This window comes from Paenibacillus kribbensis (assembly GCF_002240415.1).
Classification (GTDB): Bacteria; Bacillota; Bacilli; order Paenibacillales; family Paenibacillaceae; genus Paenibacillus; species Paenibacillus kribbensis.
Genome location: NZ_CP020028.1, coordinates 1,002,750 through 1,027,940 on the forward strand (window position 1 = coordinate 1,002,750; position 25,191 = coordinate 1,027,940).

The 25,191-nt window shown below is 47.0% G+C and carries 28 protein-coding genes, 1 pseudogene and 1 other annotated feature; of the genes and pseudogenes, 17 read left to right on the forward strand and 12 right to left on the reverse strand.

All coding sequences use genetic code 11. The annotated features are described in order from the left end of the window. The first annotated feature begins 213 nt into the window (after window positions 1-213). The 8 genes from B4V02_RS04570 to yunB all read left to right on the forward strand — a co-directional run bounded on the left by B4V02_RS04570 (window position 214) and on the right by yunB (window position 7,117). Entirely contained in the window at window positions 214-1,704 is a 1,491-nt protein-coding gene (locus B4V02_RS04570; protein WP_094153902.1) for an alanine/glycine:cation symporter family protein, read from the forward strand. Between the two features lie 161 nt (window positions 1,705-1,865). After that, a complete protein-coding gene (locus tag B4V02_RS04575) occupies window positions 1,866-2,471 on the forward strand; it encodes a bifunctional transcriptional activator/DNA repair enzyme AdaA (protein WP_094153903.1) in 606 nt (201 codons plus the stop codon). Next, entirely contained in the window at window positions 2,452-2,970 is a 519-nt protein-coding gene (locus tag B4V02_RS04580) for a methylated-DNA--[protein]-cysteine S-methyltransferase (RefSeq protein ID WP_094153904.1), read from the forward strand. Before B4V02_RS04575 ends, B4V02_RS04580 begins: the two co-directional genes overlap by 20 nt. Next, window positions 2,970-3,788, forward strand: coding sequence for an SPL family radical SAM protein (locus tag B4V02_RS04585; RefSeq protein WP_094153905.1), 819 nt, complete (start codon window positions 2,970-2,972; stop codon window positions 3,786-3,788). Before B4V02_RS04580 ends, B4V02_RS04585 begins: the two co-directional genes overlap by 1 nt. Window positions 3,789-3,811: 23 nt before the next feature. After that, entirely contained in the window at window positions 3,812-4,429 is a 618-nt protein-coding gene (locus B4V02_RS04590) for a DNA-3-methyladenine glycosylase family protein (RefSeq protein WP_094153906.1), read from the forward strand. A 24-nt stretch (window positions 4,430-4,453) separates the two neighbouring features. Beyond that, the gene (locus B4V02_RS04595) at window positions 4,454-5,143 is read left to right on the forward strand and encodes a DNA alkylation repair protein (protein WP_094153907.1); all 690 of its coding nucleotides are present in this window, start codon (window positions 4,454-4,456) and stop codon (window positions 5,141-5,143) included. A gap of 107 nt (window positions 5,144-5,250) precedes the next feature. Next, window positions 5,251-6,183 (forward strand): aldo/keto reductase, encoded by a 933-nt coding sequence (locus tag B4V02_RS04600; protein ID WP_094153908.1) that lies wholly within the window; start codon window positions 5,251-5,253, stop codon window positions 6,181-6,183. Window positions 6,184-6,307: 124 nt separating this feature from the next. Beyond that, on the forward strand, window positions 6,308-7,117 hold the full coding sequence (gene yunB, locus B4V02_RS04605; RefSeq protein ID WP_094156935.1) for a sporulation protein YunB: 810 nt from the start codon (window positions 6,308-6,310) through the stop codon (window positions 7,115-7,117). A gap of 43 nt (window positions 7,118-7,160) precedes the next feature. Here yunB and B4V02_RS04610 read toward each other — a convergent pair whose 3' ends face one another. Beyond that, window positions 7,161-8,267 (reverse strand): M23 family metallopeptidase, encoded by a 1,107-nt coding sequence (locus B4V02_RS04610; RefSeq protein ID WP_094153909.1) that lies wholly within the window; start codon window positions 8,265-8,267, stop codon window positions 7,161-7,163. Between the two features lie 248 nt (window positions 8,268-8,515). On the opposite strand from B4V02_RS04610, the gene lipA reads away from it, so the two are divergent. Both lipA and B4V02_RS04620 read left to right on the forward strand, forming a co-directional pair. After that, complete coding sequence (gene lipA, locus B4V02_RS04615) at window positions 8,516-9,418, forward strand: lipoyl synthase (protein WP_007432003.1); 903 nt, start codon at window positions 8,516-8,518, stop codon at window positions 9,416-9,418. Between the two features lie 24 nt (window positions 9,419-9,442). After that, on the forward strand, window positions 9,443-10,357 hold the full coding sequence (locus B4V02_RS04620; protein ID WP_094153910.1) for a YutD family protein: 915 nt from the start codon (window positions 9,443-9,445) through the stop codon (window positions 10,355-10,357). An 83-nt stretch (window positions 10,358-10,440) separates the two neighbouring features. Here the strand turns inward: B4V02_RS04620 and B4V02_RS04625 are convergent, their stop codons facing one another. Together B4V02_RS04625 and ylbJ are read right to left on the reverse strand one after the other, a co-directional pair. Next, window positions 10,441-11,244, reverse strand: a complete 804-nt coding sequence (locus tag B4V02_RS04625) for an NAD kinase (RefSeq protein ID WP_007431998.1) — start codon at window positions 11,242-11,244, stop codon at window positions 10,441-10,443. Between the two features lie 66 nt (window positions 11,245-11,310). Further along, a complete protein-coding gene (gene ylbJ, locus B4V02_RS04630) occupies window positions 11,311-12,603 on the reverse strand; it encodes a sporulation integral membrane protein YlbJ (RefSeq protein ID WP_094153911.1) in 1,293 nt (430 codons plus the stop codon). A gap of 419 nt (window positions 12,604-13,022) precedes the next feature. On the opposite strand from ylbJ, the gene B4V02_RS04635 reads away from it, so the two are divergent. Together B4V02_RS04635 and B4V02_RS04640 are read left to right on the forward strand one after the other, a co-directional pair. Continuing rightward, on the forward strand, window positions 13,023-13,400 hold the full coding sequence (locus B4V02_RS04635; RefSeq protein ID WP_007431995.1) for a globin domain-containing protein: 378 nt from the start codon (window positions 13,023-13,025) through the stop codon (window positions 13,398-13,400). Between the two features lie 42 nt (window positions 13,401-13,442). Further along, a complete protein-coding gene (locus tag B4V02_RS04640; RefSeq protein WP_007431994.1) occupies window positions 13,443-14,153 on the forward strand; it encodes a DUF2225 domain-containing protein in 711 nt (236 codons plus the stop codon). Between the two features lie 99 nt (window positions 14,154-14,252). Here B4V02_RS04640 and B4V02_RS04645 read toward each other — a convergent pair whose 3' ends face one another. Both B4V02_RS04645 and B4V02_RS04650 read right to left on the reverse strand, forming a co-directional pair. Beyond that, window positions 14,253-14,489, reverse strand: coding sequence for a hypothetical protein (locus tag B4V02_RS04645; protein ID WP_007431993.1), 237 nt, complete (start codon window positions 14,487-14,489; stop codon window positions 14,253-14,255). Beyond that, the gene (locus B4V02_RS04650) at window positions 14,486-14,656 is read right to left on the reverse strand and encodes a YycC family protein (RefSeq protein ID WP_007431992.1); all 171 of its coding nucleotides are present in this window, start codon (window positions 14,654-14,656) and stop codon (window positions 14,486-14,488) included. Before B4V02_RS04650 ends, B4V02_RS04645 begins: the two co-directional genes overlap by 4 nt. Window positions 14,657-14,753: 97 nt before the next feature. On the opposite strand from B4V02_RS04650, the gene B4V02_RS04655 reads away from it, so the two are divergent. Both B4V02_RS04655 and B4V02_RS04660 read left to right on the forward strand, forming a co-directional pair. After that, entirely contained in the window at window positions 14,754-16,541 is a 1,788-nt protein-coding gene (locus B4V02_RS04655) for a M3 family oligoendopeptidase (protein ID WP_094153912.1), read from the forward strand. Window positions 16,542-16,798: 257 nt separating this feature from the next. Beyond that, window positions 16,799-17,209: a hypothetical protein gene (locus tag B4V02_RS04660; RefSeq protein ID WP_007431990.1), complete on the forward strand. Its 411-nt coding sequence runs from the start codon at window positions 16,799-16,801 to the stop codon at window positions 17,207-17,209. A 123-nt stretch (window positions 17,210-17,332) separates the two neighbouring features. Here the strand turns inward: B4V02_RS04660 and B4V02_RS04665 are convergent, their stop codons facing one another. Together B4V02_RS04665 and B4V02_RS04670 are read right to left on the reverse strand one after the other, a co-directional pair. Further along, window positions 17,333-17,575: an alpha/beta-type small acid-soluble spore protein gene (locus B4V02_RS04665; protein ID WP_094153913.1), complete on the reverse strand. Its 243-nt coding sequence runs from the start codon at window positions 17,573-17,575 to the stop codon at window positions 17,333-17,335. 90 nt (window positions 17,576-17,665) lie between these two features. Next, a complete protein-coding gene (locus B4V02_RS04670; protein WP_094153914.1) occupies window positions 17,666-18,631 on the reverse strand; it encodes an aldose 1-epimerase in 966 nt (321 codons plus the stop codon). A 142-nt stretch (window positions 18,632-18,773) separates the two neighbouring features. Next, window positions 18,774-19,030, forward strand: a binding site (T-box leader). Window positions 19,031-19,086: 56 nt separating this feature from the next. Here B4V02_RS04670 and trpS point away from each other — a divergent pair. Further along, window positions 19,087-20,076: a tryptophan--tRNA ligase gene (gene trpS, locus B4V02_RS04675; protein WP_094153915.1), complete on the forward strand. Its 990-nt coding sequence runs from the start codon at window positions 19,087-19,089 to the stop codon at window positions 20,074-20,076. 60 nt (window positions 20,077-20,136) lie between these two features. Here trpS and B4V02_RS25815 read toward each other — a convergent pair whose 3' ends face one another. Then, window positions 20,137-20,304: a hypothetical protein gene (locus B4V02_RS25815; RefSeq protein ID WP_007431986.1), complete on the reverse strand. Its 168-nt coding sequence runs from the start codon at window positions 20,302-20,304 to the stop codon at window positions 20,137-20,139. A gap of 119 nt (window positions 20,305-20,423) precedes the next feature. On the opposite strand from B4V02_RS25815, the gene B4V02_RS04680 reads away from it, so the two are divergent. After that, window positions 20,424-20,645, forward strand: a complete 222-nt coding sequence (locus B4V02_RS04680) for an alpha/beta-type small acid-soluble spore protein (protein WP_007431985.1) — start codon at window positions 20,424-20,426, stop codon at window positions 20,643-20,645. Between the two features lie 261 nt (window positions 20,646-20,906). Here B4V02_RS04680 and B4V02_RS04690 read toward each other — a convergent pair whose 3' ends face one another. Next, window positions 20,907-21,890 carry a metal-dependent hydrolase gene (locus B4V02_RS04690; protein WP_094153917.1) on the reverse strand — a complete coding sequence of 328 codons (984 nt, stop codon included), beginning with the start codon at window positions 21,888-21,890 and terminating at the stop codon, window positions 20,907-20,909. Window positions 21,891-22,092: 202 nt separating this feature from the next. Between B4V02_RS04690 and cyoE the strand changes: the two genes are divergently transcribed. Then, on the forward strand, window positions 22,093-23,037 hold the full coding sequence (cyoE, locus tag B4V02_RS04695) for a heme o synthase (protein WP_094153918.1): 945 nt from the start codon (window positions 22,093-22,095) through the stop codon (window positions 23,035-23,037). Window positions 23,038-23,128: 91 nt separating this feature from the next. Here cyoE and B4V02_RS04700 read toward each other — a convergent pair whose 3' ends face one another. The 3 genes and pseudogenes from B4V02_RS04700 to B4V02_RS04705 all read right to left on the reverse strand — a co-directional run bounded on the left by B4V02_RS04700 (window position 23,129) and on the right by B4V02_RS04705 (window position 25,034). Continuing rightward, window positions 23,129-23,470 (reverse strand): toprim domain-containing protein, encoded by a 342-nt coding sequence (locus tag B4V02_RS04700; protein WP_094153919.1) that lies wholly within the window; start codon window positions 23,468-23,470, stop codon window positions 23,129-23,131. Between the two features lie 165 nt (window positions 23,471-23,635). Beyond that, window positions 23,636-23,704 (reverse strand): annotated as a pseudogene (locus B4V02_RS27185) (YjcZ family sporulation protein); the annotation flags it as partial. A gap of 157 nt (window positions 23,705-23,861) precedes the next feature. After that, window positions 23,862-25,034 (reverse strand): MFS transporter, encoded by a 1,173-nt coding sequence (locus B4V02_RS04705; protein ID WP_094153920.1) that lies wholly within the window; start codon window positions 25,032-25,034, stop codon window positions 23,862-23,864. Window positions 25,035-25,191: the final 157 nt, after the last annotated feature.

The window sequence follows — 25,191 nt, forward strand, 5'->3', positions numbered from 1 at the left end:
TTAAGGACAAAGCTCTGATGATCCACATTCTGGATCATCAGAGCTTTTTTGTCGTCATTTATGTAGCCGATAAGTCCATCTGTAATTGACAATATGTCAATTAAATTAACTTGTATGGTGATACAATCTAATCTATAATTTTTTTGTAATTATGCAAATTTACCGGAAAAATAGACCAGAAATTTATTGACTGATCAGGGGGAAAGGCAAGGAATGTTAGAGAAATGGGCAGAAGCAGTGAATGGCATCATCTGGAGTAATCCGGTGGTATATGTCTGTTTGGGCGTGGGCTTGTTATTTTCCATAATGACACGATTCCTGCAAATCAGGCATCTTAAAGAGATGATTCGCTTGGTATTTAAAGGGAAAAGCTCTGAGGCAGGTGTATCCTCCTTTCAGGCTTTTACAATGGCGCTATCAGGGCGTGTAGGGACGGGGAATATAGCAGGTATTGCCTTGGCTGTCGGCATGGGCGGACCGGGGGCGATATTTTGGATGTGGGTCATGGCTTTTATCGGGTCAGCTACGGCTTTTGTTGAATCCACACTGGCTCAGGTATATAAGGTAAAGCGCGATGGTTTGTACCGGGGTGGCCCTGCCTTTTATATTGAAAAAGGAACGGGGCTAAAATGGTTTGCTGTTATTTTTGCGGTTGTCGCACTGGTAGCTATGTGTTTGTTACTGCCGGGAACCCAGTCAAATTCCATTGCTGTAGCTTTCCACAGTTCGTTTGGGATAGATATGAAGGTTTCAGGGATTTTAGTTGTCGTTTTACTGGCACTTATTATCTTTGGCGGGGTAAAAAGAATTGCCAAGGTCGCTGAGGTGGTCATTCCTTTTATGGCCCTTGGCTACATTCTCGTCTCTTTCTATATTATGATGACGAATATCACTGCACTCCCGGGTGTAATCTCACTCATTTTCCGCAGTGCCTTTGGTATGGATTCCGTGTTCGGCGGCATGGTAGGAACAGCGATTGCTTGGGGCGTAAAGCGCGGGATTTACTCCAACGAAGCCGGACAAGGCTCCGGTGCGCATCCGGCTGCCGCTGCTGAAGTATCTCACCCGGCCAAGCAGGGGCTGGTTCAGGCATTTTCCGTATACGTAGATACCTTCTTGGTCTGTACGTCTACGGCTTTCATGGTTCTGTTCACAGGCATGTATAACGTGAAGGGACCTGGTGGCGATTATATTGTACACAATCTCCCTGGCGTCGAAGAAGGAACCCAATATACGCAGGCTGCTATAGAGTCGGTGTTTCCGGGCTTCGGCTCCAGTCTGCTGGCGATTACATTGTTCTTTTTCGCATTTACGACCATCATCGCTTATTACTACATTGCAGAAACGAATATGGCCTATCTCGTTGCGGACCACAAAGCCAAATGGCCCATGTTCGTCCTAAAACTGGTTATTCTGGGCTCGACGTTCTACGGAACGGTAGTCAAGGAATCAGCGTTGGCGTGGACCTTGGGGGATATGGGTGTCGGCATTATGCTCTGGGTGAATCTAATCGCCATGATTCTGCTGGCCAAGCCTGCCTTTCGCGTGCTTAAGGATTACGAACGGCAGCGAAAGCATGGGCTGGATCCGGTATTCGACCCGGAGAAGGTGGGGATTCCCAATGCCGAGTATTGGTCCAAGGAATACCGCCAGCCTGCTGATGAGCTAACGATCACCGTTGAACCGGGCAAGCTTCAAGTCTAGGAAGATGATAGATAAGCAAGATCAAAGGTGGCCCCATTGGAGTCATCTTTTTTTCGTTATCTTGCCTTTACATTCCAAGAGGGGTACATACGTTCACTATTTGGTTTATAATTTAGACATAGACATGTGGGAGGCCGCATTGTACAAGAGAGGTGATTAGAATGGAAACATCTGATTTGTCTATAACTGATGACATGTGGAGAGCTATTGTGGAAAATGACAAGTCTTATGACGGCGTTTTTTGGTACGCTGTAAAGACAACAGGCATATTTTGTCGCCCCTCCTGCAAATCCCGTCCTCCGAAGAAAGAAAACATTCGTGTATTTAAAACAGCAGAGCAGGCTTTGGCAGAGCAATTTCGTCCATGCAAAAGGTGCAAACCGACAGGACAGCATTTGCCTGATCATGAATGGATGGCATGGGTTACAGAATATGTGAATTCTCACTATATGGAAGACCTATCATTGCACATTCTTGCTGAAATAAGTCATGGAAGCCCGTACCATTTACATCGCACCTTCAAGCGGATCATGCATATAACCCCGATGGAATATATTCAACAAACCCGATTGGCGCAAGCCAGGAAACAGCTGATTGGCTCGGATAAGTCGGTGGCGGAAGTGGGGAAGAGCGTAGGTTTGTCCAATACTCCTTACTTTATTACGTTATTTAAAAAGAATATGGGCTGCACTCCGTTGCAATATCGTCAGCTCAAATCCCAGGAAGCACAAAATGGAGGTATACAGCATGGAAAATCAAACGAATAAGACGATCTATTGGTCATTGTTGACCCATAAGGATTGGAATTTATATATTGCAGCCACATCTAAAGGACTATGTTATGTAGGCTCGCCCAATCAACCTGTAGCGGAATTGATTTCATGGGTAGGGAATCGGTTTCCCGGCAGTTCTGTAGTTGAAGAGGCTACGTTCTTACAGCCCTATGCCAAGGAGCTGATTGAATATTTTCAAGGAGAACGAACAAATTTTACCATTCAGTTTGACTTTCAAGGAACTGTGTTCCAAATGGCGGTGTGGAGCGCGCTATGTGACATTCCGTATGGGGAAACACAATCCTACTCAGATATTGCCCATGCTATACAAAAGCCTGCATCTGTACGTGCGGTGGGAGCTGCGATCGGTGCTAATCCGATTTTGATTACCATTCCATGTCACCGGGTTATCGGCAAAAATGGGGCTTTGACCGGATATCGTGGCGGTTTGGATATGAAAGTAAAGCTCTTGCAGCTCGAACGAGGCGAATGATGAAAAATGAGTATTTTTACAAAAATCCCAAAACTCTTCTGAATAAAGGGACAGGCTTCCTGTCAGGGTATACACACTCGTTGAACCCATATACAGGCTGTACCTTTGGCTGCTCATATTGCTATGTGCGTCAATTGCCAGTCTCTACGTTCCGGAAGGAAGCTTGGGGGACATGGGTAGATATCAAAAATCAGGCGGCAGATATTCTTCGCAAGGAGCTTCGCAGGGCCAAATCAAAAGGCAAAGTCACGATTTTTATGTCGTCCAGCACGGACCCTTATCAGCCTATTGAGTACAAGGAAGAGGTGACCCGTTCATTACTGGAAGTGATGCTGGAAGATCCGCCGGATTTTCTGTTGGTGCAGACGCGCAGTCCTCTTGTACGACGGGATGCTGACTTACTGCTCCGATTAGAGGACCGCGTACGGGTGAGTATGACGATCGAAACAGATCGCGAGGATATCCGCAAGCATTTCACACCGGATGCGCCTCCCATTCAGGCCCGTTTCAAAACACTCCAACTGTTAAAAGAGGCAGGAGTACCAGCGCAGGCCACCATCGCTCCCATACTTCCAAGCAGCGAACATTTTGCCGACAAGCTTTGGCCTCTGGTCAACCGTGTCTGTATTGATGATTATTTTATGGGGGACGGCAGTGGAGGAAGGCGGACACGAAGCTTGAATATCGGTGCGCTATATGAGTCGTTGGGGCTGGAAGATTGGTATCACCCAACTGCTTACAAAATGGTTTATGAGCGTTTCCTTCATGTTTTTCCTGAAGAACAGCTCCATATGAGCAAGGAAGGATTTTTACCCTGATTTGGGTTGAAGAGGGGGAGCTAATGCAAACTGTAATCACCAAAAACTTTGACTATGGGGAAAAGGAAATCCATTATCTGAAAAACGCAGATGCCGTACTTGGCGCAGCTATATCGCAAATGGGCAGAGTAGAACGGGTAATCATTCCGGATCTGTTCGCGGCGCTTGTTCATGCCATAGTTGGACAGCTTATCTCTGCCAAGGCGGTTGAAACCATATGGGCTAGAATGCAGGAGAAGTTAGGTGCGATGACTCCACAAAATATTGCTATCCAGGCGGCCGAGCATATTCAAAGCTGTGGCATTACCATGAAAAAGGCCGTATGTATCCTGAACATAGCCCAAACGATAGAACAGGGCTTGCTGGATTTACAGGAATTATATGAACTCTCCGATCCGCAGGTGATCCAAAAACTGTCCTCACTGCAGGGGATAGGCCCTTGGACGGCTGAAATGATGTTGATTAATTGTATGGAGCGTCCAGATGTCGTCAGTTGGGGCGATATCGCTATTCGGCGGGGAATGATGAAGCTATATAATCTGGATACGCTTACCAGGAAGCAGTTCGAGGAGTATAGAAGAGCCTATTCGCCCTATGGATCGGTCGCCTCGATTTATTTGTGGAGCATTTCATTTCGTTAGTTAAGGATCAGGGAGTGGAGATGATTGGAAAAAACAATTAGAGAACAAATACTGTCGAGCGTGGATACGGACTTTCAGAAGTTCACGGCTGCATTGCTTCCGACCATTGATAATGTACTAGGCGTACGTCTTCCGGTATTGCGCAAGCTGGCTCAGGATATTGCCAAAGGAGATTGGCGTTTCTATCTCGAAACTGCTGAAAGTGATTACTTCGAGGAAGTGATGCTGCAGGGCATGGTTATTGGCTATGTGAAAATGGATATAGATGAAGCGTTAAGTTATGTCACCAAATTTGTGCCTAAAATTGATAATTGGTCCGTATGCGACAGCTTTTGTGCCGGATTGAAGTTTACGAAAAATCATAAGGAACGGGTGTGGGAGTTTATACAGCCCTATCTATTCTCCAAAAAAGAATATGAAATTCGGTTTGGCGTGGTTATGCTTCTCAATTTTTATATTGAGGAACCGTATATTAATCAGGTGCTTGAATTACTGGATCAGACTCATCGTGAGGATTACTATGTACAAATGGCGGTAGCATGGGCGATATCCATCTGCTATATCAAGCTGCCGGAGATTACGATGCATTACTTGCAGAACAGTACGCTGGACGATTTTACGTTCAATAAAGCTCTGCAAAAGATCATCGAATCATACCGGGTGGATCAGGCAACAAAAACAATCATGCGCAGTATGAAGCGAAAAAGAAAATAGGATTGGCTGCTTATTTAAGGATAGGATCAGCAGTCGGGTACGCACTTTGCTTTTTTTGGAATCCAATAATAAAATGGAAGTAACTTTCGAAAAGGAGATGACGTGAATTGGCAGAGCAAGTGCGTATTGGCAAAACAGATTTATATGTAAAACCAATCGGTTTGGGTGCAAATGCGGTAGGAGGACATAATCTTTTTTCTGGTTTGAACGATGAAACGGGCAAAGAGGTCGTTCGCACAGCTTTGGATAACGGCATCAATTTTCTGGATACGGCTTTTATTTACGGACCTGAGCACTCTGAACGGTTGATTGGCGAGGTGTTGAAAGAACGAGGCAAACGTGATGAAGCCGTGATCGCAACCAAGGGAGCACACAAATTTGTGAACGGAGAGGTTGTTTTTGACAACTCGCCGGCATTTTTGCGTGACTCTGTCGAATCCAGTCTGAAAAGATTGCAAACGGATACTATTGATTTGTTTTACATTCATTTCCCGGATGAAGCAACGCCGAAGGCAGAAGCAGTCGGAGAACTGAAGAAGCTCAAGGACGAGGGTAAGATTAAAGCGATTGGCGTATCCAATTTCTCCATTGAACAGTTGAAGGATGCGAATAGCGACGGCTATGTGGATGTGCTTCAATCCGAATATAATTTACTCCAACGGGAAGCGGAAAAGGAACTGCTGCCTTACACCAAGGCGAATGGCATTTCATTTGTGCCTTATTTCCCGCTGGCAGCCGGGTTGCTGGGCGGAAAATATACGAAGGATACAACCTTCACGGACATCAGAGCCAAAAATCCGCTGTTCCAGGGAGAAACATTTGCCCGCAATCTGGAAAAGGTGGAGCAGGTGCGGCAGATTGCCAATGCATTGAATGCTGAGGTAGCTCATGTTGTGCTCGCATGGTATTTGACACGCGACTCGATTGATGCGCTCATTCCAGGGGCGAAAAAACCGGAGCAGGTGCTGGAGAATTTGAAAACGCTGAATGTTCAGCTGAGTCAGGCGGAGATCGACAAGATTGACCGCATTTTCAAATGATAAGATAGAGCTTGATTTGAAATTATATTTTTTCTATCAACAGGAGCTGCCGGACGGGCGGCTTCTTTTTCGTGTATCCCTCGCATATTCTTGTAGGGTAAGTTCATCGCTGCGGGGGGATCGGATGATGAGAAGACCGCAATGGCACAGCGCACCCAACAGAAGGCGACGCGGCAGACGCAGAGTATTTTTTATTGTGGCACTTGCGCTGCTGGTAGGGATTATACAGATGGCCGCTTATGTGGAGCAGCATTTGAAGCCGCCCATGATGCATTTGGCAAAAGTGCGGGTTAAGCAAATGGCGACAGAGGCTATCAATTCAGCGATTACGGCACAGGTAGAGCAGGGCAAGACAGCTGATAATCTGATCGAATGGAGAACGGATGCACAAGGGAGAACGTCCGGTTTTGTTCTCAATTATGCGGAGCACATGAGAATTACGTCAGATACGCTCAAAGCAGTCAAGGCAACAATGGACAGCATGAGCCATTTTGATGAGAGTGTTCCAATTGGTCAGGCATTGGGCAGCCCGCTGCTGGCAGCGTATGGCCCGAAGGTCCCCCTAAAGGTGGAGCCGCATGGAGCCATCAAGGTGGATTTGAATACCCGACAACAGGATGCGGGCATTAACATGATCCTGGTGGAAGTGTACATTCGGATTACGACGGAGGTGTCTGTAGTCATCCCGTTTGAGATGCAGCCTCAAATTGTGGAGACGGAAATCCCGGTATCTTATTTGTTGGTGGTGGGCAATGTTCCAATGTACTACTATGACAATCAGGGCAAGCCCGTTGGTAAAAATGGTGCAACTGCTCCACAGCTGGCGCTGCCTTCACATACGATAGAAAGTGGCGGCGCTCCAGATTCCGGTATAGAGAGTGTTCCAGCAGCACAGGAAGAGGAAAATCCCATCCGTCAAACTTTAACGCCATAAAGCAGAGGAGAGTAATGTGAGGAATCGAAAAGGAAAAGGGACTCTACGAGGAGGTCCCTTTTTCGTTTTCTGTTTTGAGTGCTTTGCGCTCGGTCTGCTCCCAATTTCTTAATAACGGATACGGATCGAATGACCAATCGGTCCAACCATTGTCCCGATAAATACCATAGTGCAGATGCGGTGGAAACTTTCCTTGGGTACCCGGCTTTCCGTAGCCCGAGCTTCCGACCCAGCCAACCGTTTGACCAGGTGTAACGATATCTCCTTTGTGAACAGTTTTGTCAAAGCCGGAAAGATGTGCATAGTAGTGATAGCGATTGTTGAGATCGCGAATGCCGATCCGCCATCCTCCAAATGGATTCCAGCCCTTCATTTCGACTACGCCGTAGCAGGTACTGCGAACCGGAACTCCGTAGCCAGCAAACAGATCAGTTCCTTCATGTATACGATAACCGCCCCAGCTACGACGACTTCCCCAAGTGCTGCGATAGCTGTAAATGCTGCTTAAAGGAAGTGGAAAAGCCTGACTGTTCAGATCCAGCTTGCCGTATGTCCGATACAGCTTGGCAAACTGTTGAACTCTTTGAACTGCGCGGCTGTTATGGTAATATTCCCATACGGCAATACCAAATTCATCCTCATTGTTTCCATATTTCCCGAGATAAGAAGCCATGCTAAACAGCAAGTCCTTGTCATTATCGCGGTCAGCGATCCCGTCGCCTGAACCGTCTTGTCCCAGCCCGGAAAACATCTCAATGGAGCGTGGAATTTGATCATCTGAATCCGGGTTCATCAGGCCGGACCAGACAGGTCCCGTAATAAATATACCCGTGATCCGTTCCGCATGCTTGCGGTCTTTGGGATGGGCCACCGTAAGTGTTCGTTCATATTGATCGATTGCAGCCAGCCTGTACCAAGGAATTCCTGTCAGTGCTTCGATGGATTGATATAAAGCAAGCCTTGACGTAAATAATGTGGCTAGAGATTGTGAAGCATTCGCTTTAGCTTTCGGGGTACTTCGGGAAGACGATGGCTGTAAGTCCTCGTCAAAGGCATGAGCAGGAAGCGGACAGGATGTTGTTAGTGTAATAGCACATAACAGCAGTAATAACAGACGAATAGCACGGGCTGTCCGTATAGGGTGAGACATTTGAACCGACCTCCTTTAGAGGGCTTGAATCGCCCGGGTAAATTCTAGCCCCGCAATCCATGGCATGAGCAGAAGCGCTTTGGTTTAGATTGAGCGATAACCGTTACTTTTATCCATATCAAGAATTTACTTTTCCGGCATCAATGTCATATCAAAAAGGGAACAATGAATGGAGGTTTTTCCATCGCTTTCATGCTATAATGTATGGCAATGAAAGCTTAAGCTCATCAGAAAGAAGGTCTATGCCATTGTCTAGAAAAGTGAAGGAAGCAAAACCCGACTGGATTCGTATTAAACTTACGACAGGCGACAACTATCAGGATATCAAGAACATGATGCGTTCCAAGACATTACATACCGTATGTGAGGAGGCACGATGCCCTAATATTTATGAATGCTGGGCCAACAGGACAGCGACATTTATGATTTTGGGAGATATTTGTACGCGTGCGTGCCGTTTTTGCGCAGTGAACACGGGAATGCCTACGGAACTGGACTTGCAGGAGCCTGAACGCGTTGCGGAAGCAGCTGAAAACATGAACTTGAAGCACTGTGTCGTAACCAGTGTGGCTCGTGACGATTTGAAGGATGGGGGCGCTACTATATTTGCAGAAACGGTTCGGGCCATTCGCCGCCGAGTACCTTTTTGCAGTATAGAAGTATTGATTCCCGATTTTATGGGCGATATTGAATCGCTGCGGATCGTCATGGATGCCAAGCCGGATATTTTGAATCATAATATTGAAACAGTGGAGCGCATGTCGGATAAAGTGCGGGCCAAGGCGAAATATCGCCGCTCCCTGGAGCTGCTCCAACGTGCGAAGCAATTGAATCCGTCCATTCCGACCAAATCAAGCATCATGCTGGGTGTCGGGGAAGAGTGGGACGAGATCTTGCAAGCCATGGATGATCTGCGTAAAATTGATTGTGATATTTTGACAATTGGACAATATTTGCAACCGTCCGAGAAGCATTTGTATGTGCAAAAATATTATCCACCGGAAGATTTTGCGAAGTTAAAGGAAGAGGGATTACAGCGGGGATTCAGCCACGTCGAATCTGGTCCGATGGTCCGCAGCTCCTACCAAGCGCATGAGCAGGTGAAGTCCGCCGCTCAGCATAAGGAAGAAAGCGCCCTTTCGCAGGCTTGATCCGGGAAAGGCGGTTAGATTAGCTTGTTTCAAATCGGTGGTAAAAACTATGAAGTGTTGCAAGATCACAAGAACGGGTGGAATCCCGAAGCATTTCGTGATCGATACAGTGAAGTGCTGGATCGCTATGATTATATTATTGGTGATTGGGGCTATAATCAGCTGCGTCTGAAGGGTTTTTATAGAGAAGGGCACCCTAAAGCAAATAAGGACACATCCATAGTGGTACTGGACGATTATATTAATGAATACTGCAATTTCGGTTGTGCCTATTTTGTGCTGCAAAAAAGCCGTGAAGTGCTCATCAAGAACGGAAGCAATGATGAATCCATTGCCCCGGATATCCAACAGCTGGTAGATGCTCAAAAGGAACAAGCGGACACGTTAGAAACTGAAGAGCAGCAAGAAAAATTGCAACATACAGCTGTAGAACGGGAATGGATGCAATCGCAGCAGGATTCCACAATACCGGAGGAGCCGCCAACGGAGCAAGCACGAGAAGCCCGTGAACCACGCGAATTGCAACGTCAGGAATCGAAGGAAGCCCAGGAAGCACGTGAGCGTCAGCCACGTGAAGCTCGGGAAAGTCGTCCACCCAGAGAAGGTCGTGAAGGAAGCCGGCAGCGTGAGTCACGTGAAACCCGTGAATGGCGTCAGCCGAGAGAACCACGTGAAGCAAAGGATGGACGTAATCCGGGAGAAGGGCAGCAGGCTCGGGAGCCACGGAGGCAACGTCCGCAGCAAGGGAATTTCGACAAAAAGGAATCCCGTGGATCACGCTTTGAGCGTCAATCCAAGGAAAACAGGGAGGGGCGTCAATCCCGTGTTTCACGAGACTCCGATGGCCAACGTCAGACGGGATCTGCTGTCAGAGTCGAAAAAGCTGAGATCAGCAAAAAGAATAAAACATTCATAGCTCCACAACAAAACGGTTCCTGAGTTTCAGGAACCGTTTTGTTTGTAAGTAAGCCTTTGTACATTAATCCAATAAAAAAGAGCCGACTTCGGCTCTTTTACAGATTCTAATTGAGAAAAGCGTTGCGTACCCGATCCCAAAAGGGAAAAGGGCGGTAACGAGCGAAGCTGATTTTCTGACTCGAGACCTGACAGCGAACAGAGATCAGATCATCCACAGGAAAGTTCAGGTGATCTACCGTCAATAAAAGACGCTGTTCCTTTCGCGAAAAAATATCACAATGGTGGTGTTTGGGCAGGAGCAAGGGCGATCCCAGCGTCCGATATACACGGTTATTAATGGAAGCGATCTCCGTTAATTGCAAGGCTTCAATGGTGGGGTGAACCATCGCTCCGCCGAGTGCTTTATTATAGGCAGTCGTTCCGGAGGGCGTCGAAACGCATATGCCGTCACCACGGAACATTTCAAAAGTAATATCGTTAATATCTACCTGGGCAACAACAGTACCATCTACGCCTTTTAACGTGAATTCATTCAAGGCGATAAAAGAGGCATTTCCAGACTTTTTGTGAATCTCCAATTCAATCAGCGGATACTTGACGATTCTCGGGTTAAGCAACCCCTCAGATTCGCCTTGGCTCATCAGCTCGATCAGCTCCTCCAGCTCGTCCGCACGCCAATCAGCGTAAAAACCCAGATGACCGGTATGTACACCAACAAAGGCAATATCCGGAATTCGGTCGATGAAGGTATGAAACGCATGCAGCATCGTACCATCGCCTCCAATAGACACGACGATTTCCGGCGATTCGGCATCCAGCTTGAAATTCTTTTGTTGGGCAAGACGGTGAAATTGCTGGCTCAAGTCCATGGAGTGCTGATCCCCGCGATCCAGAACATAATATCTCAAGATGAAAAGCTCCTTTGTCATGGGTATATACCGATCATAATCAATTATGAGCAAGAACACAATCGTTCATTGCCTGTACGCCCTTTTCCACCACGCGAATAAGTGACTTGTACCGACGCTCAAGCAGGAGAGAACCAGCATCCCTACCAGCAGGCAGGCAAGGAGCAGAAGGCTTTGCAACAGCATCGTAGACGAAAAGCCAGGGGACCATGTAATGTCATATATCGGATGAAACACGGGCGAGCTTCCTTGGCCCATTAGTGGACGCCATAACAGAAGAGCGAGCAGTGCTGAGATGACACCATGCGCAGCCCGTGCCAGCAAGAATGGCATATACCGTAGATTCGTCATATTTAAAATACTTGCGACCTGCGCATGAACGGACAGTCCCCCCCAGGAGAGAACAAAGGCTGCTGCGGCCACTTTGAACGGCAACGCCGCTCCTGTGGCTTCACCTGCGGCTTGCGCTCCTAACGTGACCTCGAAAATACCGCCCACAATAGACTCCGTTAACGTAGGAGGAAGACCGCATACAGTCAATAAGCTCGCCGTAAGCAGACGAAGGCCGCTCATTAAACCTGAGTTCGTCAAAGCCTCCAGAATAACGCAGAAGAATACAACCAGCCCTCCTACGACAATAATAAGGCGTAGAGAGGAAGTAATCGCCTGACGGAGCAGCTCGCCAAACGGTCGCCCGTCTTCCAAGCGCGCTGCATGCATGGCATACAGGGCTTGACGCAGCTGCCCGGGCTGTCGTGCTGGGGATGTGCTTGTCTTTACATCCGAGGTGCTACCGGACGCTGGTTCAGGTTGCCTGCTATGAATATCAGCATCCCCTGAACGGGTACCATGAAAGCGCATGAGCAGGCCGATGAGCAGTACACCACCGTAATGGGCTGCACCCAGTACGAGTGCAATTTCTGGCTGATGGAAGAAGCCGACGGAAACCGCACCGATCAGAAAGATGGGATCAGAGGAAGTCGTAAATGCGACCAAACGCTCTCCTTCAATGCGAGTAATCCATCGTTGTTCCCACAGCTTGGCTGTTAATTTGGCCCCTATCGGGTAGCCGGATGCACAGCTGACTGCAGCGACGAAGCCTCCGCAGCCAGGTACACGGAAAAGAGGCTGCATCAGCGGGTCTAGCAGCGCACCAATGAAATGAACAATTCCGAAACCGAGGAGTAGCTCGGAAATCACAAAAAACGGGAATAAAGAAGGAAACAGCACGTCCCACCAGATGGCAAGACCACGCAGCCCGGCATTCAGCGAAGATTGCGGATATGCGGCCATAAGCACAAATAGGGACAGCAGTATAAGGATGAGCAAAGGAAGCGAGTAACGACGGTACAGCGACATAGAGGCCCCTCCTTTGGAGTTGTACTATTATTCCTATGTCGGGGAAGGACAAAGAGTACAAAAAAGTAAAGAAAGCGATTGCATGAAAAGCTGTATTTTTGTAAAGAGTATGTTAAAATAGGAAAACAACGATCCATAACCTTAAGGATGGAGTGATCAGGATGAGTATCGTTGCCGGCTTGCTTGTATGTGCTTTTGTGTATGTTATTCGTGTCTCTCGCGTCCATCCCGGTGAAGAGGATTGGCGAAGCTATTAGTTATAATTTGTTGTATTGATAACTGACGGTGCTATATATAACCAAACAAACCTGTCTTCATATTTCAAATGATAAGATGACGCTTATTTTAGCGTCATTTTTTGTTTTTTGTTATAATACGGGTGTATATTTATTACCATAGGACAGAAAGTTGGGGGAAAAGTGAATCCTGGCCTGAGCATTTATGACAATCTTGGGGGTGCGGAAGGTATTCGTGCTATCATTGAGGCCTTCTACCCGAGAGTTTATAAAGATCCGTTGTTAAGTCCCCTGTTCCCTGAAGACATGGAACCGGTCAAGGAAAAACAGTTCATGTTCCTGAGCCAGTTTTTTGGTGGACCATCCCTGTTTTCCGATGCATATGGTCATCCGATGTTACGTGCCAGACATATGAAGTTTCCCGTAACGGAGGAGCGAGCAGAGGCGTGGCTGTCTTGTATGGCAGGTGCGTTAACGGATGTGGGCATTGAGGAGCCGCTTCGTTCAATCATACTTAACCGTTTGTCCGGTCCTGCGCATCATTTTGTAAATACCCCGTAAGCTTACGGGGATTTCCGAATTTTGGAGAGGGTTGTAAACACATTGGAAATTGAACCGTTATATCAGATTAAGATCGTTTGTCCGCACTGTGAACAGGAATTTAAGACCTCCCGTGTCAGACCAAGCCTGAAAAAGGCCATTCGTACGGATTCAGACTTTTGTGCGTATTACAAAAATGAAAATCCCGACTTTTACGTCGTTCGGGTTTGTCCTCATTGCGGATTTACCTCGACAGAGCATTCTACCGTTCAGCTGAGTGATCAGCAAACCAAGCTATTCAAGGAAAAAATTGGTAATCGGTGGCAGTCTCGTGAATATAGCGGTCACCGTAGCTGGGAAGATGCGTTAGAAACGTATAAACTGGGTCTACTCTGTGCGCAGGTTATCGGAGAAAAGGAACGGGTCATAGCTAGTTTATTGCAGCATATCGCATGGATGTACCGTTATCGTGGAAATGAGGAGCAGGAGCTTCGTTTTCTCCAATTTAGTCTGGATTCTTATATCCGGGTCTATGAGCTGGAAGGTGTCGGAGCGAATAATGCCAAGCTGCTCTATCTGATTGGAGAATTGCATCGGCGTACAGGTAATTTTCACGAAGCGGTACGCTGGTTTTCGCGTGTCATTAATGATAAGAAAATTATGGATGCGGCGATGATCCGGGCTTCCCGTGAACAATGGGCTGTACTGCGAGAGCAAATGCTGGCTAAGGATATCAGTTTGCCAGAGGAAATGCAGGACGCAAGCTCTTCTTAAGAAAAGAAAGGTGTGTACTATGGCCGCTTCAGGCTCATGGTTCACACCTTGTTTGTACAACGGGTTATCTTGTCTTGCAACTGCCAACGGCCTCATGAATTAATGATGGCGGAGTGTGGTGTCTGACAGCAAATAATCGGCATCACAATCCACCAAAGTTATCTTGTTATGGCAGCATGGGAACACAAGCAGCTTTTTCATACCTTCATGGATGAGCTTAAGCTCTTTTGGCTTCAGGGGCAGCAAAACATTCTCATGATCGCAAAACGGACAAGACTGTACATATACGTCCCCCATGACAATGTCGTAAGGCCAGGTTTTATGAAAAGGGATCATGATTTGTCCGACTCTCCGCCGTTCGGGTCAGTGGTTTCTTCTTTAGCCAGTTCGGCCAGCTTTTGCATCAAAATGTGCTGGGGTGTATGCATAAGGTGTTCCAGCGGAATGCCAAGCTTTTCGGATAATTTCACAGCCGTTTCCGGCGAAATTTGTAAGGGTCTCATCCTGTATTCCTCCCAATTGTAGTGATCTTATCATCACGATGTAGCTTTATTGTATATGAAACCACATGAATTCGCCAAAAAGAAAGGTGGAACTATTATGAAAACACCGTTAAAGCAAACATGGGATCTGGAATCTATATTCAGCGGAGGCTCCTCCTCTGCCTCATTCCATGCATTTTTGGAGGAATTGGAGGGCAAAGTTCAGCAGTTGCAATCTCAGCTTAAAGCTGCGAAGGTACCACAGACGGTATTGGATACCGAGCATCTGGATAGTGTGCTGAATAGCATGCAGGAGCTGTTTAATGGTGCGTCGCAGGCGGGTTCCTTTGTTTCTTGTCTCACTGCTCAAAACCAGCACGACAAGCTTGCTGTCCAACTGGGGGCACGCGTGAATACGCTGTACGCACAGGTGAAAAGTGTTTTGGTCTCTTTCCAGAACCTGCTGGCACAAACCAGTGAAGACATTTGGCAGAAGTGGATGGAGCGTGAAGCTATCAAGCCGATTTCTTTTGTCCTGACTGAATACCGGAATGAAGCGCGTGAGAAAATGGCACCTGAGCTGGAGAGCCTTGCATTGGATTTGGGTGTGGACGGCTACCATGGCTGGGGTGACTTTTATGATACGATTGTCAAAAATATGACGATTCCTGTACCAGAGAATGGCGAGATCGTAAACCTGTCTGTTGGGCAAGCGGCTAATAAATTGGATGAACCGGATCGCAGCGTGCGTCAGGATGTGTTTGCACGTTGGGAAGCGGCATGGACTCAGGTGGAGGACTACTGTGCAGATACGCTGAATCACCTGGCAGGCTTCCGTCTCAAGCTATATGAAAACCGAGGCTGGACAGACGTACTTAAGGAGCCGCTGGAGATTAGTCGTATGTCAGCGCAAACGCTTGATACCATGTGGCAGGTTATTAATGAAACGAAGCCTATTCTGGTCAAATATTTGGAGCGGAAGGCGAAATTGCTGGAGTTAGAGAAGCTGTCCTGGCATGACGTTGAGGCTCCATTGGGAACATCGACCACTAAAATCCCGTATGACGACGCAGCCGTTACGATTGTTGAGCAATTCGGCAAATTCAGTTCAAGAATGGCTGATTTTGCCCAAATGGCTTTTGAGAAAAGCTGGATCGAAGCAGAGGATCGTCCAGGAAAACGTCCTGGCGGCTTCTGTACATCCTTGCGACTTAGCAAAGAGACCCGTATTTTTATGACCTATGCCGGATCACCATCCAACGTTTCGACACTGGCCCATGAACTTGGACACGGTTATCACCAGCATGTAATGAACGAATTACATCCGCTGAATCAAAATTATGCCATGAACGTGGCTGAAACAGCGTCGACGCTGGCAGAACTTATTGTGTCGGATGCTTTGCTGGAAGCTGCTGAAGGTCAGGAGAAGGTCGCTTTGCTAGAGGACAAAATCCAGCGCGGAATAGCCTTCTTCATGAACATTCACGCCCGCTTCCTGTTTGAAACCCGGTTTTACGAATTGCGGAAAAAAGGGGTCGTAGGAGCGCAGCAGCTGAGCGAGTTAATGGAGCAAGCGCAGCGTGAAGCATTCAGCGGTGTTCTGGATGAGGTGCACCCTCATTTTTGGGCATCCAAGCTGCATTTCTATATTACGGACACGCCGTTCTACAACTTTCCGTATACATTCGGTTATATGTTCAGTGCAGGGATTTACGCTTTTGCGAAAAAGAATCCAGACGGTTTTGCCGATCAATATGATGCTTTACTGCGTGATACAGGTCGCATGACGGTGGAAGAACTGGCATCCAAGCATTTGGGTACCGATCTGACACAATCTGACTTCTGGCGTAATGCTGCGCAAGTAACCGTTCAGGACATTGAGCAATTTTTGCAAATGACAGACTAACAAAAATACATTTCAAGCAGGTCTCCCTTAAGGGAGGCCTTTTTTGTATTCAATGCAGAAGATGAAGAATAACGTCACAATATGTCGAAGTGTTATTGATATTACCTGTTAGCGAAATTTAAATTAGTGGATATACTTAGATAATAGTTATAAATACCCATTTATGTTGATTTTGATTGTAACATTAAAATTATTCACATATAATTGAGTCGTAAGACCTATTAAAAATTTCAAAACAGGTATATAGGGGGATTTTTATGAAAGAAGATTTAGGTCAATTGTCTTTAATGAGGCAGCTGGATATCGTTTTTAAAGAGCTGGATCATGAGCTGGCGGGTTTGTCGTCAGGCATCGTATTTGTACAAATACGCAATAATGTGATTGGGAAATTTGGGATCAGACATAATCCGATTGCAGGGAAGGGAGGTACCTTTGCAGCTGTAGAGCCGGGATTATCTGCGAAGCATCGTGAGGATTTTCGTCATATGGCCTTGGAAACGTTAAATCACAAGCGCAGCTGGACTCACGGTGAGATTGCTTTTGATTTTGCTGTAAGGCAGGGGATCATTCTGATGGATGCCACGCTGGAATCGAACTATAACATGGCGAATCTCATGATCCGTTATAACAAGCCTACATATCGAGATCGAGCGGCCAATTCGGAATAATCATCCATAAAAGAATAAAGGAAAGGCGGCCTTCCTTCGGAAGACCGCCTTTGTTATATGCTCGTCATAACGCGCATTTTGTTAAAATACAATGAACGGAATGCCCATGTGGAATAATGACGCTTATTGACCTGAACGACCTGATAATTGCTGTTCGGCCAGCTGTACTAAGCGTTTAGTGATATAGCCTCCCAGAGAACCAGCCTCACGGGATGGCATATCACCATAGTAACCGTCTGCCGGAATGGTGATGCCCAGTTCTTGCGCAGCTTCATATTTCAATTGTTGCAGTGCGTTGTTGGCTTGAGGAACGACCAGCGTATTGCTATTGCTGCGACGTCCTCTGCTTTGATTGGCCTCATACATGTGTAGTCACCTCCTTCGGCTGTGATGAGGTTAGTATGCGACAGTGTTATGAAAATATGCGCCGAAGGAAGGAAAGTATAAAAAGGAGAATTATGGTTGATGAATGTGGATCTGAGTCTTGAGGTTGATGGATTGCTGAGGCTCCAGACGAATCAATCCACCTTCTCCGACAGGATCAGATAAATTGGGAGCGTCAGACAGCCAGGTATAAGGTTCAATGCAGAGATATTGATCGCATTCGCCTTTGGTATACAACACCCAATACTTAAAGTATTGCTCATCCGCTGTGTAGCGAATCTGATAACCGTCATCACGAGTCAACAGAGCTTCAGCAGGGCCTTCCGCTGCCCGCAGCAGAGTGTCCAGATTCGTTCCTTTCAGAGAGAGCCCCGAAGAGAGCTGCTCCAAATCCTCCAAAGCAGTAATTTTACCCGTAGGGAGCTGTTCAGCATCCTGTTCATATACTCCGTTCACAGGCAGTTTCAGGCGCCAGCGCTCAGGTTCTCCATCCACCATAAACCAGGTGTGATATCCCAAGCCAAAAGGTACTGCTTTTTCCCCCAGGTTCGTTACTTGCAGCGTTTGACTTAATACAGAACCCTGCAAGCGGTAAGTCATCTCCAGACGCAAAGGAGTGGGGAACTGCTCGATCCAGTGCGGATCACTTTCTGTCAAAAGCTCGGTAGTTACGCTGCAACCTTCCTCATCCTCTTCAATATCACTGCAGCGCCAGGATTGATTGCGGTGCAGGCCGTGTATATGATTGTCGTTGGCCGTGTTTCGGTCAAACTGATATGAAACACCCTCAAACTCAAATTGTCCTTTGCGGATTCGGCCGGGAGGGATCAAAATCGGCAAGCCAAAATGATAAGGCTTTTGTAAATAAAAAGCTAATTCCTCCTCGCCGGGACGCCGTACGATATCACGGTTCAGCTTCAGATCACGCACTGAAATAATATTATTCCCGAGGCGAGGGATCATCGTAACTTCCAGTTCAGGGCTATGTAAAACATACGTGTCGTAACCGTTCCAGTGTTCTTTGGTCACTTGTTTCATATTCCATGCTCCTTTGTCCACTATAATCGGTTGAAGCTTTGTGTCATTATGATAACAGATTTTTGATCGCAGGGCACAATCGTCATTTGACAATAACATTATACGGAATTATCATTAAATGTAATTTAGAAAGTAATGACATGGAAACACGATGATGAGGACAAGTAAGCTTTGCACAAGCTCTTCAGAAAGCCGGTGGTGGATGAGAATCGGTGAGCCTGTATTGCTGAATGGACCTTGGAGTGCCGTACAGAACAGGATGTGACCATCCTCAGTATGTCGGCCGATTGCTCCCCGTTAACGGAGCTTTAAGATTGCAGGCAGCCATGGACATAGTCCCGACAAGTGCTAGGCTGGCGGCAATGAATAAGGGTGGTACCACGGTCTCGCGTCCCTTGAGGATGCGGGGCCTTTTTGCGTTCAAAATGAATTAAATCACAGGAGGAATGATGAACATGAAAACTGTACTTTCAGGCATTCAGCCCAGCGGACAACTTACTTTGGGCAATTACATCGGTGCAATGAAAAATTTTGTCAAATTACAAGAGGATCACCAATGTTACTTTATGGTGGTAGACCTTCATGCGATTACCGTACCGCAGGAACCGGCTCAATTGCGCGAGCAGTCTGAGGCGGTAGCAGCATTGTTTATCGCAGCAGGCATTAATCCGGAGAAATCCAACGTCTTCTTGCAATCCCATGTCCCTCAGCATGCTGAATTGGGATGGTTGATGACAACACTGACGAATATGGGCGAGCTGGAACGTATGACCCAGTTCAAGGACAAAGCGGCAGGCAAGGATTCCGTAGGAGCGGGGCTGTTCGTATATCCGTCGCTGATGGCAGCGGACATTTTGCTCTACAATGCGGATCTTGTCCCGGTAGGTGAAGACCAGAAACAGCATCTGGAGCTGACACGTGATTTGGCAGGTCGTTTTAATCACCGCTATGGAGATTATTTTACGGTTCCCGAACCTTACATTCCTGAAGTAGGGGCGAGAATTATGTCCCTGGATGATGCATCCAAAAAAATGAGCAAGAGCAACCCGAATGCTGGCAGCTATATTGCTCTGCTGGACGAACCGAAAGTCATTCGCAAAAAAATCAGCCGCGCTACTACCGATTCTGGTAGTGAGGTTAGATATGATCCGGCAGGTAAACCGGAAATTAGCAATTTGATGGGCATTTATAGCCAGTGTTCCGGTTTGTCGCTCCAAGAAGTACAGGATCGCTTTGAAGGCCAAATGTACGGCACCTTCAAAAAAGAACTGGCAGAGGCTGTTGTAGCTACACTTGAGCCAATTCAGCAGCGATACCATGACATTCGGGAATCCGGTGAGATTGGACGTATTTTAGCCCAATCCGCAGAGCGTGCGCGAGAAGCCGCTGATGTCACGCTGACTGCGGTCAAAGAGCGCATGGGCTTTTTACCCCAACTACGCTAAAAGCACACATAGTCAGCGTAAATCAGGCAGCCAACGCAATCAGGTGCGTAATAGGATGGGCTAGGAGCGGCGTTGGCGGGCCTTGACCACGAAGCCCCAGCCGATATTGCCTACAGAAAGAAGTCCGAGTAAAATAGCAAGCCATGCGGAATAACTGATCGATATTGCGGCTGCTGTCAGCAGAACAATGGATGAAACGGCGAACCACAGGGATAAACCTTTGCTCATGGTAAAAACCTCCAGCTTCGAATGTTGAATTTCAGGAATAAGCAGGTGTAAGCGAGCCATAATAATCTTGCAAGCTTGCAATGAACCTCACTCACAAAGAACTGAAAGGAGATTCAAATATGAGCAGACGTCGTTCAAACAACCTGCAAGTACCGCAGGCCAACGCCGCTTTACAACAATTAAAATATGAGGCCGCTCAAGAACTGGGCATCACCATCCCTCAGGACGGTTACTACGGTAATGTGGTTTCCCGCGAAACAGGCTCTCTTGGGGGATACATCACGAAAAAGCTGGTCCAACAAGCAGAACAATCCTTGTCTGGCAGCAGCCGTATGCAGTAATACACATAAACACTCCATCTTGGAAGCTGTATTATGAGCAACTGTGATGAAAGAAAATCCGGAGCATTCATGCTCCGGATTTTCTGCGCGCATGGCTTATGACCATTGTGAATCACGCAAGTCCGCTTCGTCAAGAGGGCGCTTTCATCCAGGTCTTTATGAAGGTGTTTTTTTCGACAAGCAAAAAACAGCAAGCTCCAAGATCACAGGAGACTTGCTGTTTGTCGTTCACAAGGTTTGCGGTTTGCTTACAAGCATTTGTTAATTTGTATGCAAAGAGAGACGTTTTTGCATTTTTTCATGACTGAGCCAGCCGATATAACTGTTGATCAGCCCGAACTGCTTATCCATCGCGACGACGGCGACGAATGGATATTGTTTTCGGTGACGGTACCTTACATCCGCCCACCGCACAATGTAGCCCCATTCCAGCTCCTCCACTTCGGCAACGGCAAAGGAGGAAAAATAGCGAAATGCCTGCACATCGCGATAGGATTTGGAAGCTTCTGCGGCCGGGTGCGTGGATGGGACCGCGTGCTTTGTCCAAAACAAATGCTTTCCGTTTAATCCCCCAATATCATAACTTCCATCCTGGTGTGCTTTTACCACATGCCACCGGTTCCATGAAACCGTGGGAATGATATAATAGTTATCCCCCTGCCGGCGCTCGTCGTCCATATTACGTACCCTATTTTTGAGACGGAAATGGCTCCAGGTGCGCCAAATGTAATACAAGCCAAGAGCAACGTACAGTGTAATAAATAAGGGAGTGGGTGGAATCAATCCGGTGATCCACAGCATAATCGCAGCAACATGGGTGCCGAAAATAAAGGGATCAAAGATGTGGATGATATTCCATGATATCCATTTGTCCGTAAAAGGCCGGAATGCCTGTGTCCCATACGTATTGAACAAATCGGTGAACACATGCAGGCAGACGGCAATCGTTACCCAGAGTGCTACATGGCCTGCGGACACATCCCTGAAAATAAGGCAAATCAGTCCCGTTATGGACAAGATCCATATTAACCAGAAGGGAATGGAATGTGATAGTCCACGGTGGTTGCGAATGTAGGCTGCATTGTTCTTCAACCGAAACACGGTATCAAAATCCGGAGCCTGTGACCCTATGACAGTAGCGATCAGAATGACTGCCGCCAACTTTGGATCTTCGGCGACGGCAGGATCGGTGTAGGCCAGACCGGCCAACCCGATTCCCATGACAAAGTGTGTGGCTGTATCCATATCTGTCGCTCCTTTTGATTGTATCCTGTACTTATTACTACCCAAATTTACTGTAAACGATCAGCAGAGGCGATTTGCAGCCCAATTGTGAACGTTTTGTGCGTTTTCTGTCAAACTTTTTAGGGAGAGGGTATGATAAAATTTATATCGGAGTTCAAACTTACTCCCGAATTCATATATCTCTAAGGGGGAGTTACTCATAATGGATAACATTAGCTATAAAGCTTCTTCGGATGCGGCTGCTTATACTGTGAAATCTAAGCCACCCGGTAAAGCGGGCACATGGAAAGATTTTATTACAGTTACCAAGCCAGGCATTCTTCGTACAAATCTGGTTGCAGCCTTCGGTGGCTTCTGGTTGGCTTCACAATGGGACGTTGACTATATAAAGTTAATTCTTACACTTTTAGGTACGATGCTGATTATGGCCTCTTCGTGTGTTTTTAACAACTTTTTTGATCGTGAGTTGGACATGAAGATGGAACGTACTCGTAATCGCTCCTTGCCAACAGGGCGTTTGACCCCTAGAACGGTGTTGTCATACGCTATTATTTTGGGCATCGCCGGGTTGGCTGTGCTGTTCTCCTTCTCTGGTATCCAGGCAGGGCTACTGGGCATACTTGGCATGTTCGTTTACGTCGGTATTTATACACTTTGGTTAAAAAGATCGTCTACATGGAGTACATCCATCGGCGGTATTTCAGGGGCGATGCCTCCTGTGATCGGTTATGTGGCTGCTTCCGGTCGTATTGACATGGGCGCCTGGCTCTTATTTGCATTGCTGTTCTTATGGCAACCGCCTCACTTCTGGGCACTTGCGATTCGCCGAGTTGAGGAATATCGTGCGGCAGGATTTCCATTGCTGCCAGTCGTGAAGGGCATTCATCGGACTAAGATTCAAATGATTCCTTATATTGTGTTGTTGATTCCGGTACCCATTCTTATGTACGCTTATGGGTATGCCGGTATGATTTTCATGATTGTGTCCGTGTTATTGTCTGTCCTTTGGGCATTTTATGCCTTTAAAGGTTTTACGATTAAGGAAGAAGAAACGGATTCCTGGGCTAAAAAAGTCTTTTTCTTTTCCATTAATCATCTGACACTCAGCTTCCTGCTGATGATCGTTGATACGGTTCATAAGTTCTAACATGGTTGTTAGTACCATTTGTCAGGGTTACCCTATAGCTGTCCAACAGGCGTGAAAGCAGCCTGCGGACAGCTATATTTGTTTTTTTAGACTAAAGAACAGGTGGATATAAAATATATTCCTCCAGCCCTGCTTTTTCCAATTGAGCGATCACATATTCATCTGGAGTGCCTTCAACGCCGGCATATCCTTTGCGGGTATATATATGGTGTGCATCTGGAAAAGTGTCTGCAAGCACACCCCGTATTTTTTTCCCGGAGCTGTCGTTATCCATAAATAAGTATATTTCGTCATCTTTGACATGCTTGCGGAGGGATTCCAGTTTTGTAGTGTTTAATGTGCCGAAGGTGCACAAAATGTGAACCTCCGGGTCAAGTAATCGGCGAAGTTTACTGCGGTCATTTTTTCCTTCGACAATGACGGTAATTGCCATCTTGCCACCCCCTGCTTGATGCCTGTGCTCGAAATTCCCCGGGAAATGAATGAATATGTGTATAGTGTAGCTCCAAATGAGGTTCTCATGCAAAAAACAATAAAACAAGCCCGCCAGAAGTGGCAGGCATGGATATGAGGACGGCATGTTAGGGCAATTCAGATATTAAATCCAGCAAGTACGGAGAATGATGACGAGAAGAATATAGAGAACAAGAATAGTGCCGGTCGAAGTTCCTAAAACATGACAAGGATGGCAGTGGCTCATGGCTGCACCTCCCCTTTTTAGTAATTTGTTCAGTCAAATTAGTCTATGTTGACAGGGATATCAGGTACTGTGCATCTGCCCTCTGGAGCATCATTTTGGGCTGTAAAGGTAGCCGTATCTTAAATTAGCTGGAATGATAGGGTCCGTGGGTAGATAATGGCGGTGTCGAAGATAAGCGCTTTATAGGAATAAGCAACAAACCGAGCATTAGAATTAAGAATGCGACAAAAAAAGGAGAAAGATCATCCGGCAGCTGACCCGCCAGGACAGGCCCGGCAAAGGAGCCGATGGATGTTGCAATAGATTGCAGTGCAAAGGTTTTACCTAGCCGCGTACCTCCAAGCCGTATAAAGAGAGAGGCAAGTGCAGGGAAAATGATGCCCTTGGCTGTTCCCAAAATAAAAAGAATGATGCCGATGGTCGCTTCGGCTACGATGGCGAGTGAGTAGAAGCTTAGGGACATTAGAATAATGCCGCAAATCAGCCGCACCATCGGTGAATATTTGTTTAGAAAAAGCAGGCTGAGCGTACAGAGCGCTCCCAGGCTGATGATGGAAAAGAGCAATCCGGTAGACATCATGGACGCAGAACCGTTATTCCGCAATGGGATCTCATAAAATAAAATGCCTTGTGCGCACGCCAAAACAAAAGGCAGGAACAGATAGCGCCAATTGAATGGTAAAAGTGGCTGTGACCCGGACAATGGAGCAGGTGTCGTTTGTCCGTCAGATAATTGGGCCTGTGGAGCAGGGGCTGCTTTTGGCAAGGTGAAATACGCCATGAGTCCCGTGATTACGAGAATGATGCCAAGGGAGCTGAACGTTTCACTAAAGCCGAAGCTGGCTACGATGAACGCTCCCGCCGCTGGAGACAGGACAGAGGCCAGCGTGTGGACGACGCCGTGTCCTGACATATATTTGCCCTGTGTAACTGGATGATCAGATAGCTGGGCCAGCATAGCCAGACAGGCAGGGGACAAAAAGGCCAGTACAAAACCGCTAATCGCACGCAGAAAAAGTAATTCCCATGGGGTGTGGATGTACGATTGAATGATAAGGATGATGCCTGCGGCTGTCAGGCTGAACATAATATATCGGCGGCTGCCGTGCTTGTCGACCATGGGTCCGGCCATCAAATTACCAGGCAGGTGAGTCAGGGAGTAAATCCCCATCATCCAGCCGATAAAGGTAGGTGCCGCACCCAGGGAAATAGCGAATGGTGTCAGAATCGGATATTGTGCGTGCAGGTCAAAAAAGGCAATGAACAAAAAGAGATACAGCCAGAGGGCTGTTTTCATGTGGATGACCCCCTTTCCCTAATGTGAATTTTCATACTGGTTCGTATCGGCCCTTCCTAAGTTGTACGCGGGAGTGGACGAACATAGACCATTTTGTACGGACAAGATTTGAATGAACATGCAGTGGGAAAGAGCTAAGCTGACAGGACATCATGGA